The organism is Vibrio sp. MarTm2 (assembly GCF_027587055.1).
GTDB lineage: Bacteria > Pseudomonadota > Gammaproteobacteria > Enterobacterales > Vibrionaceae > Vibrio > Vibrio sinaloensis_D.
Genome location: NZ_JAPPTK010000017.1, coordinates 1 through 12,693, shown reverse-complemented (window position 1 = coordinate 12,693; position 12,693 = coordinate 1). Strand labels below are relative to the sequence as shown.

The window sequence follows — 12,693 nt, the reverse complement described above, 5'->3', positions numbered from 1 at the left end:
GGCGATATGGCAGCAATAACCTTTCACCTAGACGTAGTAAGCGCTGAGAAGAAAATCTTCTCTGGTCGTGTTGAAACGTTTCAGGTGACCGGTAGCGAAGGTGAACTTGGTATTTTCCATGGACACACTCCGCTGCTAACCGCTATCACGCCTGGAATGGTGCGACTTGTTAAGCAGCACGGCCACGAGGAATTTATTTATGTTTCTGGTGGTATGGTAGAAGTTCAACCTGGTACAGCGACTGTACTGGCTGATACAGCTATCCGTGGTGAAGAACTGGACGCAGCTAAGGCTGAAGAAGCTAAGCGTTGTGCTCAAGAAGCAATTCAAAACCAGCACGGTGATATGGACTTCGCTCAAGCGGCTAGTGAACTGGCTAAAGCCATTGCTCAGCTACGAGTAATCGAGCTGACGAAACAGCGTCGTTAAGCAACGGTGTTGTTTTAAAAGTGATAAAGGCGGTCATTAGACCGCCTTTTTGCTTATTTTTTATTAGAAATTTTTCCTGATCAATTAACTAATTAACGATTAGTGTCTAAAATACCTCTCAATTTTAATACAACGTCATACAGGTCCATTCATGAAATTTAGCGCGGTGATTCTCGCAGCGGGTAAAGGCACTCGCATGTACTCTAACAAGCCTAAGGTGCTCCACACGTTGGCAGGCAAACCTATGGTCAAACATGTGATTGATACTTGTAATAGCCTCGGAGCGCAGAATATTCATTTGGTTTATGGTCACGGCGGTGATCAAATGCAAACAGAGCTCGCGCAAGAGAATGTGAACTGGGTACTTCAGGCGGATCAATTGGGTACAGGTCATGCAGTGGATCAAGCTTCTCCTCAGTTTGAAGATGATGAAAAGATCTTAGTGCTTTATGGTGATGTACCACTGATCTCGGAAGAAACGATCGAAGGTTTGTTGGATGCGCAGCCTACAGGTGGTATTGCACTGTTGACTGTCGTCCTTGATAACCCAATGGGCTATGGTCGTATCGTTCGCCGCAATGGTCCTGTTGTTGCTATCGTCGAGCAAAAAGATGCAACCGATGAGCAGAAGTTGATCAAAGAAATCAATACTGGCGTCATGGTAGCAACTGGCGGCGATCTTAAGCGCTGGCTATCGGGTCTTAACAATGAAAATGCACAGGGTGAATACTACCTAACGGATGTCATTGCGGCTGCACACGACGAAGGTCGAGCGGTAGAGGCTGTACACCCTGTTAACCCAATCGAAGTTGAGGGTGTTAACGACCGAGCTCAGTTGGCTCGACTTGAGCGCGCATTTCAGTCAATGCAGGCAAAAAAACTGCTTGAGCAAGGGGTAATGTTGCGCGACCCAGCACGTTTTGATCTACGTGGTGAGCTTCAATGTGGTATGGATTGTGAAATTGATGCCAACGTTATCATCGAAGGTAACGTATCTCTGGGTGACAATGTTGTAATCGGCACGGGTTGTGTTTTGAAAGATTGTGAAATCGACGACAACACGGTTATTCGCCCATACAGCGTAATCGAAGGTGCTACTGTTGGCGAAGAATGTACAGTGGGGCCATTCTCTCGTCTGCGTCCAGGTGCTGAGATGCGTAACGACTCTCACGTCGGTAACTTCGTTGAAGTGAAGAATGCACGTATTGGTGAAGGCTCGAAAGCTAATCACTTAACTTACTTAGGTGATGCAGAGATCGGCCAACGCACGAATATCGGCGCAGGTACTATTACGTGCAACTACGATGGTGCAAACAAGTTTAAGACTGTGATCGGTAACGATGTGTTTGTTGGCTCTGACAGCCAGCTTGTTGCGCCTGTCACTATCGCTGATGGCGCAACTATTGGCGCAGGCACGACGCTGACCAAAGATGCCGCTGAGGGTGAATTAGTCATCACTCGTGCGAAAGAGCGTAAGATTACCGGCTGGCAGCGTCCTGTCAAAAAGAAGTAAGTACTAACAAGCTTTAAGTCATTTTTTCTAAGCCGCTTTTTATGAGCGGCTTTATTATTGAGGGTTAATGGCTTGGAATAGCGATACGTTTTTCTAGCCAGCGCACGGCTTGAGAAACCAACAAAATCAACACTAAGTACTCGAGAACTAAGAAGGTGTAAATTTCTAGAGGTAAGTACTCATTAACCACTAGTTCATTGGCTCGTCTTGTTAGGTCACTCAAACCAATCACACTCACCAAAGAGCTCATCTTAAGAATATAAACAAACTGGTTGCCAAGCGGCGGTAAGATCTGCCTAAACGCTTGGGGTAGAATCACCAAGCGCATCTTCTGCCAATAACTTAGCCCCAACGACTCCGCTGCTTCATGCTGACCACGGCTTATCGCTTGGATCCCTCCCCGAAAGACCTCGGCCATAAAAGCACTTTCGGCGACGGTTAGAGCAATTACCCCCGCCCAGAAGTGATCCAAAGACACATCCAGCAACGTCGGCATTCCATAATAGACCCACAGCAATAGGACTAAGACGGGGATCGAGCGAATGATCTCCACATAGAGGCGATTTATCCCCTTTAGGATAGGTGAGTTGGAAAGTGCAGGGAGCGCGACGAGCAAACCGATGGTCATGGCAAACAACATGCTGAGTAGTGACACTTGGATCGTGTCCTTAAAACCGGCGACCAAAAACTTGATGTTTGTCAGCCCTTGCTCGGTTGAAGGATCCAGCACATACCAACCCCACTGATAATCCGAGCAACCAGTCAGTAAAAATGGGAAAAACAGCCACAGAGTTCGATTATTCAATCTTCATTTCCTAACTTGACTAATAAATGCCGCTTGTTACTGCTATGTTATCAAGAGTGTTTTTATAAATCTCGAATCAAAATAAATATATAAGGAAATAGAATGAGAAAGCTAATTTTTGCTGTTGGTCTTTGGTTACTCGCGCTTACTCAGTTAGCTTATGCGGATAGCCGATTACACGAAATACTAGAGAATGGTGTGTTACGTGTTGGCACCACTGGAGACTGGAATCCAATGACAATGAAAGATCCCGCGACCAACAGTTATCGTGGGTTCGATATTGATGTGACCACAGAGTTAGCAAAAGATTTGGGTGTTGAGGTGGAGTTTGTCGCTACCGATTGGAAAACACTCGTGAATGGGATTACTGCGAACAAATATGACATCACCGGCAGTGCATCGTTAAATATGTCACGAGCGAAGGTAGCGGGTTATAGCCAACCATATTTCTACCTCGCGTTTGTACCTGTGGTGCAAAAGAAAGATTTGGCGAAATTCTCTGACTGGGCTGATTTCGATAAACCGGATGTAAAAGTGGCCGCAACGCTTGGTACCGTACAAGAAAAAATGGTCAAAGACTTCTTCCCATCAGCGCAACACATTGTGATTGAAGCGCCTGCTCGTGATTTCCAAGAACTGCTTGCCCGTCGAGCTGATGTTTCCGTTACCTCAAATGTAGAAGCCGCAACGCTGGTGGAAAAGTTTAAGCAGTTGGCTATTGTGCCAGTGAAAGAACTACGCAAACCAACGCCAATTGCCATGTTGTTACCGCAAGATGACCAAGTATGGATCAACTACATTAACCACTGGGTTGAACTGAAAAAAACGCAAGGCTTCTTCAATCAAACCGCCGAAAAGTGGGGATTAAAGAGTATGTAACGTCTCTAATTGAGATAGAGAGCCGCACAACAGCGGCTCTTACGATTAAAAATTAGAGTTCCTCTTCACTCACGACGCGAGCATTATCAGGCGTTGTGAAGTGCTGAGAGAGTTCTCGATTTGACACGATATAACCCACCCATAGTCCACCCATACAGATGATGATTGCAACGCCTGTGACCATCTGAGCTTGGCTTGCCATCGCGGCAACAAGTGCACTTGAAAGGCTGCTCACGGTAATTTGTAGGCTGTTTTGCAGACCCGCAGCCGTCGCTGGGCTTTGCTTCGCACTTGCTAATGCACGGTTTACTACGATTGGGTACAGCGCACCATTCGCTACCGCAATCAAGCAGAAAGGCGCTAGGATTGGCCAGATTGATGTTAGTTGCCACTGTGAAGCGAGGAAAATAAGCAGAGCAGCAACGCTGAACAGACCTATCAGTTGGCGCAGCACTTTCTCATCGCCAAACTTGCTTACGCCCACCTTACCCAAGTAACCACCTAGCATGAAGGCGATGGTTTGTGGGATAAAACTTAAACCAATGTCCTTCGCTTCGTAGCCCAGTTGCGCCATGATTTCTGGCATTCCGGTCAGGTAAGCAAAGAACGCCGCAGAGGCGGTGGCGAACATCAACACGTTACCAAGGTACGTTTTAGAGCCGAGTAATGTCTTAATGTCTGACGATATGCTGGTTTGCTTTGATTCTACTTCTTCATTGTTTTGTGCCATCGTCGCTATAACTAGCATGATGCCCATTAGCGTGAGCGCAATAAAAATACTGCTCCAGCCAAAATTATCGGCGAGAAGCACGCCTAATTGTGGGGCTAATGCGGGGGATAATGCGACTAATGGCATGATGGTAGCAAAAATTTGTTGGCTACTGCTCGAGTAACGCTTAATGACCATCGCTTGCCAGATAACAGCTGGCGCGCACACACCGATCGCTTGGACAAAGCGCAATGTGAGAAGTTGCCACACTTGGTCACTGTAAGCCAAGCCAAATGAAGCAACGGTGAATAGTGTTAGACCTGCCGCCAGAGTATTTCTATGACCAAATTTATCCGAAGCTAGGCCCCATAAGAGTTGGCCAAGTGCCATACCCACTAAGAATACGGTAAGAGATAGGGCGATTTGCTCTGGTCCTGTAGCAAAATCTATCTCCATCGCTTTAAATGCAGGCAAATACATATCAGTAGCAATGAAGCCGAGCATAGATAAAAGAGCTAGGTAAAAAAGTTGTAATTTTGAAATATTCATCATTTTTCCATTCAAAATAATTGATAGATAGTTATCAGTCGGCGCCAACCTTTTTATTAACTTGAGTAGTCTATTCTTCACTTTTAATAAAATAAAACGCTAAAATTTGCAGTTATCAATCAAAAAAATTGAAAGGTAGTTATGAGTGCTTTTTCCCAATCGTCCCTAGAGCTGGTGGACACCGTTGCGCGGCTAGAGAGCTTTACCGCTGCCGCTGAGGTACTACATAAAGTACCTTCTGCCATCAGTTATAGCATTCGGCAAATAGAACAAGAGTTGGATGTGGTTTTGTTTAAGCGACTGCCGAGAAAGGTAGAGCTGACTCCTGCGGGAGAGCTTTTCCTTACTCAAGCTAGAACGATGCTTAGGCAGATGGAAGAGGTAAAAGCCCAGACTCGGAGGGTCGCTCAAGGGTGGAAGAAAACACTTAAGTTGACGCTGGATAATGTGGTTAAGCTGGAGCGGCTCAAGCCTCTAATTGAAGATTTCTATCAAATATTTCCCAATGCGGAGCTGCAGATCAATATGGAAGTGTTCAATGGCTCGTGGGAGGCTATTTCACAGGGGCGTGCCGATATTGTTGTTGGCGCGACATCGGCCATTCCAGTCGGTGGAGACTTTGAAGTCAAAGCCATGGGTCTCTTGGATTGGGCGTTTGTGATGTCATCAAGCCATGCCTGTGTGAAACAGCAGTACTTAACAGAAGAGTTTGTCAGCCAATTCCCTGCAATTTGTTTAGATGATACCTCGAGTGTGCTACCAAAGCGTCACACCGTTCATTATCCAAAGCAGCGTCGATTGTTATTGCCTAACTGGTATAGCGCTATTGAATGCTTAAAGCATGGTGTTGGGGTGGGTTATATGCCGCGCCATATCGCGCAGCCGTTGATCACTGAAGGCATTTTGGTCGAGAAAATTCTTCCTGAAGATAAGCCGCTGAGCCACTGTTGTTTAGTTTGGCGCAAAGATGAAAACCACAAGATGATTCAATGGATGGTCGATTATTTGGGTTCGAGTGATCAGCTTTATCAAGATTGGTTACAAGCGTAATGAAAAAGCGCCAGTGTAGACTGGCGCTTTGACTACATAAATATAGCTTACTAAGGTCGCTCAAACACGGTCGCGATACCCTGACCTAAACCGATACACATGGTTGCCAGGCCGTATTTCGCGTCTTTGGCTTCCATTAGGTTGATCAGAGTCGTCGAGATACGTGAGCCAGAACAACCAAGCGGGTGACCCAATGCAATCGCACCACCGTTAAGGTTGACCTTCTCATCCATCACATCAAGCAGACCCAAGTCTTTAGCACATGGTAGAGACTGCGCGGCAAATGCTTCGTTTAGCTCAACCACATCCATGTCTTCAATTGAAAGACCAGCACGCTTGAGCGCTTTTTGCGTCGCAGGTACAGGGCCGTAACCCATAATGGAAGGATCACAACCCGCAATCGCCATGCCTTTAATACGTGCACGAATCTTCAAGCCAAGTTCATTGGCTTTCTCTTCGCTCATGATCAGCATTGCTGATGCGCCATCAGACAGCGCTGATGATGTGCCGGCTGTTACTGTGCCGTTTGCTGGGTCGAAAACAGGACGAAGTTGAGATAGACCTTCAACGGATGTTTCAGGGCGAATCACTTCATCGTAATCTAGAGTGAACAGCGTGCCGTCAGCCGCATGACCTTCAATTGGTAGGATTTCGTTTTTAAAACGACCCTCTACGGTTGCAGCATGTGCACGAGCATGAGAGCGCGCAGCAAATTCGTCTTGTTGCTCACGGCTAATGCCATGCAGCTTACCAAGCATTTCTGCCGTTAAGCCCATCATGCCTGCTGCTTTTGCAACTGTCTTGGACATACCTGGATGGAAGTCCACGCCGTGGTTCATCGGTACGTGTCCCATGTGCTCAACACCACCAATTAGGCAGATTTCAGCGTCACCCGTCATGATCGCACGTGTACCGTCGTGAAGCGCTTGCATTGATGAACCACACAAGCGGTTAACCGTCACGGCGCCAATCTCAATTGGTAGGCCAGCAAGCAGCGCTGCATTACGAGCAACGTTAAAGCCTTGCTCTAGTGTTTGTTGTACACAGCCCCAGTAGATATCTTCAATCTCACTTGGGTTCACCTGTGGGTTACGCGCAAGAATACCTTTCATCAGGCGCGCAGATAGATCTTCTGCTCGAGTATGACGGAAAGCACCACCTTTAGAGCGACCCATTGGAGTACGTAGACAATCGACTACGACAACATTTCTTGTTTGATTAGTCATTTTAGAATCCCTCCTTAGATAGAACCTTGCTGTTGTGCACCGTAAAAGCTTTCACCTTTCGCCGCCATATCAATCAGCATCTGTGGTACTTGGTACATAGCACCAAGCTCTGAGTATTGTTTTGCCATTGCAACAAACTCAGCGATACCTACGCTATCTAGGTAGCGGAATACGCCGCCGCGGAATGGAGGGAAACCAAGACCGTAAACCAGTGCCATATCCGCTTCTTGTGGAGTGGCAATGATGCCTTCTTGTAGACACAGTACCACTTCGTTGATCATCGGAATCATCATACGTTGAATGATGGTCTGATCGTCAAAGTCCTGCTTATCGGCACAAACGTCAGCGAGCACTGGCAAGATCTCTTCAGAGAAGGTTTTCTTCGGCTTACCTTTTCTATCAATGGTGTAGCTGTAGAAACCATTGCCATTTTTCTGGCCGTATTTATCTGCTTCGAACAGCGCATCGATCGCGTCACGGCCTTGTTTGCCCATACGCTCAGGGAAACCCTGCGCCATTACGGCCTGTGCGTGGTGAGCAGTATCAATACCAACAACATCCAGCAAGTATGCAGGTCCCATAGGCCAGCCAAACTTACGTTCCATGATTTTGTCGATTTTCGTAAAGTCTGCACCGTCACGAAGTAGCATGCTGAAGCCGCCAAAGTATGGGAACAATACGCGGTTTACAAAGAACCCAGGGCAGTCATTAACGACAATTGGTGATTTGCCCATTTTCGCTGCGTACGCAACAACGCGATTGATGGTTTCATCAGAGGTATGTTCACCACGGATGATCTCAACAAGAGGCATGCGATGCACTGGGTTGAAGAAGTGCATGCCACAGAAGTTTTCTGGGCGTTTTAGCGATTTTGCCAACAGGTTGATAGGAATCGTCGAGGTGTTTGAGGTGATAACCGTGCTGTCACCGACATGCGATTCGACTTCACTCAAAACTGCTGCTTTTACTTTCGGGTTTTCTACTACGGCTTCAACAATCACGTCTGATTCTTCGATGCCTGCGTAATGTAGGCTTGGTGTGATAGACGCTAAAATGCCAGCCATCTTAAAGCCATCAATACGACCACGAGACAAGCGTTTATTTAGCAGCTTAGATGCTTCAGTCATGCCTAAGTCGAGTGAAGGTTGCGCGATGTCTTTCATTAACACCGGAACGCCTTTTAATGCAGATTGGTAAGCGATGCCGCCGCCCATGATACCCGCACCAAGCACAGCCGCACGTTGCGTGTCTTTACTTGCTGACTTAGCTGATTTTTTCGCAAGCCCTTTGATGTATTGGTCGTTGAGGAATAAACCAACCAGTGATTTTGCTTCTTCAGACTTAGCCAGTTTTACAAAGTGCTTACGTTCAATGTCGAGTGCTTCGTTACGAGCGAAGCGAGCGCCTTCTTCAATCGTAATAACGGCAGTCATTGGTGCTGGGTAGTGAGGACCTGCTTTTTGTGCCACCAGACCCTTCGCCATGGTAAAGCTCATCATTGATTCGAGCTTACTTAGCGTAAGTGGTGATGTCTTTTGCTTACGACGAGCTTGCCAGTCCAACTTCTCGTTAATTGCCGAGGTCAGTGTCTTGAGTGCTGACTCGTAAAGTGCATCGCTATCGACAACCGCATCAAGAAGACCAATCTTTAATGCTTCATCCGCACGACACGCTTTGCCCTGTGTGATCACTTCCATCGCGCTGTCGGCACCAATAACACGTGGCAGGCGTACACAACCACCAAAGCCCGGCATGATACCCAGTTTCGTTTCTGGTAAACCGATGCTGGTGGTCTTGTCACCAATTCTCATGTCAGTTGCAAGCACACACTCACAACCGCCACCTAACGTATGACCTTTTAGTACCGAGATAGTCGGGATCGGTAAGTCTTCCAGCTTGTTAAAGATGCTGTTAGCAAATTGCAGCCACTGATCGAGTTCAGCGTCTGTCTTGGCAAAAAGACCTAAGAATTCGGTGATATCAGCGCCAACAATGAACGCGTCTTTATCTGAGGTGAGCATCAAGCCCTTCAGCCCTTGGTGCGCTTTTAGTGCATCAAGGGCTTTGTCGAGTGACTCTAGTGTCGCTAGGTCGAGCTTGTTAACGGATTTTGGAGAGCAGAAGCTTAGTTCTGCAATGCCATTTTGTACTTCCTTTACCTGTAGGGTTTCGGCTTGGTAAATCATTGTCTATCTCCATGACATACAATCTTGGATTGTGTGTTCACCTGTCACATAAGGCATGTAATAGGCAAGCAGGAAAGTTGTTATATTTTTAATCTGGTTTGACCAGTGGGATTAGTTTGGATCGGTCCTTGGTTAAATTCAATACATTTTTTAAACAAGTGTTTAACATTGTGCGCTGGTGCAGATCAAGGGCGACGAGTAAAGAGTGGTCGTGATAGACTCAAATGATCTGAGAAAACCTAGCGTTATTATGAACGACACACCTTATTTAATACCTTCTGAACCTTGTCAGTTTGAAGAGGAAATAAAGAAAAGCGTCTTTATTACCTACTTAGCTCACACGCCAAATATTGATGCAGCGAAAGCTTTTGTCGAAAAAATAAAAAACAAACATTCAGGCGCTCGCCATAATTGTTGGGGATTCGTAGCTGGGCGACCAGAAGATTCCATGCAGTGGGGCTTCAGTGATGATGGAGAACCTTCAGGGACTGCAGGTAAACCGATCCTTGCTCAGCTATCTGGTTCCGGAGTTGGAGAGATTACAGCGGTAGTCACTCGATATTCTGGCGGCATCAAGCTCGGTACAGGTGGCTTGGTCAAAGCTTATGGCGGCGGCGTGCAACAAGCGCTCAAGCTGCTTCAAACAATTGAGAAAAAAATAACCGCACAATTGCAACTAGAGTTAGACTATGGGTTTATGCCTATTGCTCAGTCCCTCATCGGCCAATTTGAAGGCCATGAAATATCGGCAGAGTATAGTGACCAAGTGCGAATGGTGGTTGAGATCGAGCGCAGACATGTCGCAGATTTCACCCAGAGCGTAATCAATAAAAGTGGTGCAAAAGCACATGTTACCCCTCTGAAGGGACAATAAATACTAGGAAGTTGGAAGCTCTGCTTCATTCATTAATCACACATGCAATTTCGTTCAATTATTCGCATTGTCGGGCTATTGCTCGCCCTTTTTAGTGTCTCCATGCTTGCGCCCGCTTTGGTTGCGCTTATTTATCGTGATGGCGCGGGGGTTGCGTTTGTTACTACTTTTTTCGTACTGCTATTTTGTGGGGCAGTATGTTGGTTCCCCAATCGTCGATTTAAGCACGAATTAAAAGCTCGAGATGGTTTTTTGATCGTCGTCCTGTTTTGGACTGTACTTGGTAGTGCCGGCTCCATTCCCTTTTTGCTCTCAGATAACCCAAATATTTCGGTAACCGATGCGTTCTTTGAATCCTTTTCTGCCTTAACAACCACTGGTGCTACAGTGATTGTTGGTTTGGATGATTTGCCAAAAGCCATCTTGTTCTATCGCCAGTTTCTGCAATGGTTTGGTGGTATGGGCATCATTGTTCTCGCCGTTGCCATCCTTCCAGTATTAGGTATCGGTGGTATGCAGCTTTACCGCGCAGAAATCCCTGGTCCGGTAAAAGACTCCAAGATGACTCCTAGGATTGCTGAGACAGCAAAAGCGCTTTGGTATATCTATCTGAGTTTAACTTTAGCCTGTGCTGGTGCGTTTTGGCTAGCGGGCATGACTCCATTCGATGCGATTAGTCATAGCTTCTCTACTATCGCAATTGGTGGCTTCTCCACACACGATGCGAGTATGGGTTACTTTGATAGTTACGCTATTAACATGATTACTGTTGTCTTCTTGTTAATCTCGGCATGTAACTATTCTTTGCACTTCGCCGCGTTTGCATCTGGTGGTGTTCATCCTAAATACTATTGGAAAGATCCAGAGTTTCGCGCCTTTCTATTCATTCAAGCGATCTTATTTGTTGTATGTTTTTTAGTGTTGTTGAATCACCACTCTTATGATTCGGTGTACGACGCATTTGACCAAGCTCTATTCCAAACTGTTTCCATATCAACTACAGCGGGTTTTACCACAACAGGTTTCTCTGATTGGCCATTGTTCTTACCAGTGTTGCTATTGTTTTCTTCTTTTATCGGTGGTTGTGCTGGCTCGACAGGTGGTGGCATGAAAGTGATCCGTATTCTGCTACTGACCTTACAAGGTGCTCGTGAGCTGAAGCGTTTGGTTCACCCGCGCGCGGTTTATACCATCAAAGTGGGTGGTACCGCCTTGTCACAGCGTGTTGTTGATGCGGTTTGGGGATTCTTCTCTGCTTATGCGCTAGTGTTCGTGGTTTGTATGCTAGCGTTAATCGCGACGGGTATTGATGAGCTGAGCGCTTTCTCTGCGGTCGCAGCGACATTGAACAATTTAGGCCCTGGTTTAGGTGAGGTGGCGCTTCATTTTGGTGATATTAATGACAAAGCAAAGTGGGTGTTGATCGTATCCATGCTGTTTGGTCGTCTAGAAGTGTTCACTCTTCTTATACTACTCACGCCTACGTTTTGGCGGAGTTAAGGAACAATTTTGGCTAAAGCACTATTTTTATACTCTTCTCGTGAAGGGCAGACAAAAAAAATTCTTCATTATATAGAAGAACAACTCACAGGCTTCGAGTGTGAGCTGGTGGACCTACATACTGTCCCAACGGTCGACTTCAGTCATTACGACAGGGTCTTGATTGGAGCTTCTATTCGTTATGGTCACCTTAATAAGAAACTGTATCAGTTTATTGAGCAGAATCTCGAACATCTAGAACGAAATAAAGTCGCATTCTTTTGCGTGAATCTAACCGCTCGTAAAGAAGAGCAGAGAAAAGACACACCTGAAGGCAGTGCGTATATTCGTACCTTCTTGAAAAAGTCGCCCTGGCATCCTGAGCTTATCGGAGTGTTTGCTGGCGCTCTCTATTACCCTCGTTATGGTCTATTCGATAAAATGATGATTAAGCTGATTATGACCATGACTGGTGGAGAGACAGATACAACAAAAGAAGTGGAGTACACCAACTGGGAAAAAGTCGCCTTATTTAGCCAAAAGTTTGTGGATTTGTAATCATAAGGTATGTTTTTAGCTGTTTTGGCCTAATTATTGACCGAACAGTCAAAAAGTTAGAAAAAAAGGCAAAAAGGGGTTGCCAAGATAATTCCGATCCCTATAATGCCACCTCGCTGACACGGCAACGCTTCGAAAGAAACGAGAGCCCAGTTAGCAAGGTCAATTAGCCAAGCGGAAACGCTTGAAAAAAAGTTTAAAAAAAGTGGTTGACACTAAACTTTATCTCGCTAAAATGGCCGTCCGATTTGAGCGAAGCTCAAGCGGAAAGTTCTTTAACAATATAAACCTATCAATCTGTGTGGGCACTCGTTGATGATAATCCAATTAGAAGCTTAGGCTTCAAATTAGGTTTCAATGAAACGAAGTGACCATTGAATCGAAAGATTCAGCACAGTCAATTCAAACATTACTTATGCTATTTATTAGCAAGAGC

The 12,693-nt window shown here is 46.0% G+C and carries 11 protein-coding genes; 7 read left to right on the top strand and 4 right to left on the bottom strand.

Annotated elements, in window-relative coordinates:
* The first annotated feature begins 6 nt into the window (after window positions 1-6).
* Window positions 7-429: a F0F1 ATP synthase subunit epsilon gene (locus tag OH458_RS20420; RefSeq protein ID WP_005476200.1), complete on the top strand. Its 423-nt coding sequence runs from the start codon at window positions 7-9 to the stop codon at window positions 427-429.
* A gap of 151 nt (window positions 430-580) precedes the next feature.
* Window positions 581-1,942: a bifunctional UDP-N-acetylglucosamine diphosphorylase/glucosamine-1-phosphate N-acetyltransferase GlmU gene (gene glmU / locus OH458_RS20415; RefSeq protein ID WP_269979644.1), complete on the top strand. Its 1,362-nt coding sequence runs from the start codon at window positions 581-583 to the stop codon at window positions 1,940-1,942.
* Window positions 1,943-2,006: 64 nt separating this feature from the next.
* Here the strand turns inward: glmU and OH458_RS20410 are convergent, their stop codons facing one another.
* Complete coding sequence (locus OH458_RS20410; RefSeq protein ID WP_269979643.1) at window positions 2,007-2,747, bottom strand: amino acid ABC transporter permease; 741 nt, start codon at window positions 2,745-2,747, stop codon at window positions 2,007-2,009.
* A 102-nt stretch (window positions 2,748-2,849) separates the two neighbouring features.
* On the opposite strand from OH458_RS20410, the gene OH458_RS20405 reads away from it, so the two are divergent.
* Window positions 2,850-3,626, top strand: a complete 777-nt coding sequence (locus OH458_RS20405) for a transporter substrate-binding domain-containing protein (protein ID WP_269979642.1) — start codon at window positions 2,850-2,852, stop codon at window positions 3,624-3,626.
* 52 nt (window positions 3,627-3,678) lie between these two features.
* Here OH458_RS20405 and punC read toward each other — a convergent pair whose 3' ends face one another.
* The gene (gene punC, locus OH458_RS20400; RefSeq protein WP_269979641.1) at window positions 3,679-4,884 is read right to left on the bottom strand and encodes a purine nucleoside transporter PunC; all 1,206 of its coding nucleotides are present in this window, start codon (window positions 4,882-4,884) and stop codon (window positions 3,679-3,681) included.
* Window positions 4,885-5,025: 141 nt separating this feature from the next.
* Between punC and punR the strand changes: the two genes are divergently transcribed.
* Entirely contained in the window at window positions 5,026-5,934 is a 909-nt protein-coding gene (gene punR, locus OH458_RS20395; RefSeq protein WP_269979640.1) for a DNA-binding transcriptional activator PunR, read from the top strand.
* Window positions 5,935-5,984: 50 nt separating this feature from the next.
* Here punR and fadA read toward each other — a convergent pair whose 3' ends face one another.
* Window positions 5,985-7,160 carry an acetyl-CoA C-acyltransferase FadA gene (fadA, locus tag OH458_RS20390; protein WP_005426042.1) on the bottom strand — a complete coding sequence of 392 codons (1,176 nt, stop codon included), beginning with the start codon at window positions 7,158-7,160 and terminating at the stop codon, window positions 5,985-5,987.
* Between the two features lie 14 nt (window positions 7,161-7,174).
* On the bottom strand, window positions 7,175-9,346 hold the full coding sequence (fadB, locus tag OH458_RS20385; protein WP_269979639.1) for a fatty acid oxidation complex subunit alpha FadB: 2,172 nt from the start codon (window positions 9,344-9,346) through the stop codon (window positions 7,175-7,177).
* A 250-nt stretch (window positions 9,347-9,596) separates the two neighbouring features.
* Here fadB and OH458_RS20380 point away from each other — a divergent pair, with 250 nt between their 5' ends.
* From OH458_RS20380 to hemG, 3 genes are read left to right on the top strand one after another with little or no spacing between them, the layout of a single operon-like run.
* The gene (locus tag OH458_RS20380; protein ID WP_039478940.1) at window positions 9,597-10,220 is read left to right on the top strand and encodes a YigZ family protein; all 624 of its coding nucleotides are present in this window, start codon (window positions 9,597-9,599) and stop codon (window positions 10,218-10,220) included.
* Between the two features lie 42 nt (window positions 10,221-10,262).
* Window positions 10,263-11,720: a TrkH family potassium uptake protein gene (locus OH458_RS20375; protein ID WP_005476124.1), complete on the top strand. Its 1,458-nt coding sequence runs from the start codon at window positions 10,263-10,265 to the stop codon at window positions 11,718-11,720.
* A 9-nt stretch (window positions 11,721-11,729) separates the two neighbouring features.
* Window positions 11,730-12,257, top strand: a complete 528-nt coding sequence (hemG, locus tag OH458_RS20370; protein WP_269979638.1) for a menaquinone-dependent protoporphyrinogen IX dehydrogenase — start codon at window positions 11,730-11,732, stop codon at window positions 12,255-12,257.
* Window positions 12,258-12,693: the final 436 nt, after the last annotated feature.

Excerpts from the sequence above, each read along its gene's own strand:
- OH458_RS20420 (WP_005476200.1), top strand. The coding sequence starts at position 7 with ATGGCAGCAATAACCTTTCACCTAGACGTAGTAAGCGCTGAGAAGAAA.
- glmU (WP_269979644.1), top strand. The coding sequence starts at position 581 with ATGAAATTTAGCGCGGTGATTCTCGCAGCGGGTAAAGGCACTCGCATG.
- OH458_RS20405 (WP_269979642.1), top strand. The coding sequence starts at position 2,850 with ATGAGAAAGCTAATTTTTGCTGTTGGTCTTTGGTTACTCGCGCTTACT.
- punC (WP_269979641.1), bottom strand. The coding sequence starts at position 4,884 with ATGAATATTTCAAAATTACAACTTTTTTACCTAGCTCTTTTATCTATG.
- punR (WP_269979640.1), top strand. The coding sequence starts at position 5,026 with ATGAGTGCTTTTTCCCAATCGTCCCTAGAGCTGGTGGACACCGTTGCG.
- fadA (WP_005426042.1), bottom strand. The coding sequence starts at position 7,160 with ATGACTAATCAAACAAGAAATGTTGTCGTAGTCGATTGTCTACGTACT.
- fadB (WP_269979639.1), bottom strand. The coding sequence starts at position 9,346 with ATGATTTACCAAGCCGAAACCCTACAGGTAAAGGAAGTACAAAATGGC.
- OH458_RS20380 (WP_039478940.1), top strand. The coding sequence starts at position 9,597 with ATGAACGACACACCTTATTTAATACCTTCTGAACCTTGTCAGTTTGAA.
- OH458_RS20375 (WP_005476124.1), top strand. The coding sequence starts at position 10,263 with ATGCAATTTCGTTCAATTATTCGCATTGTCGGGCTATTGCTCGCCCTT.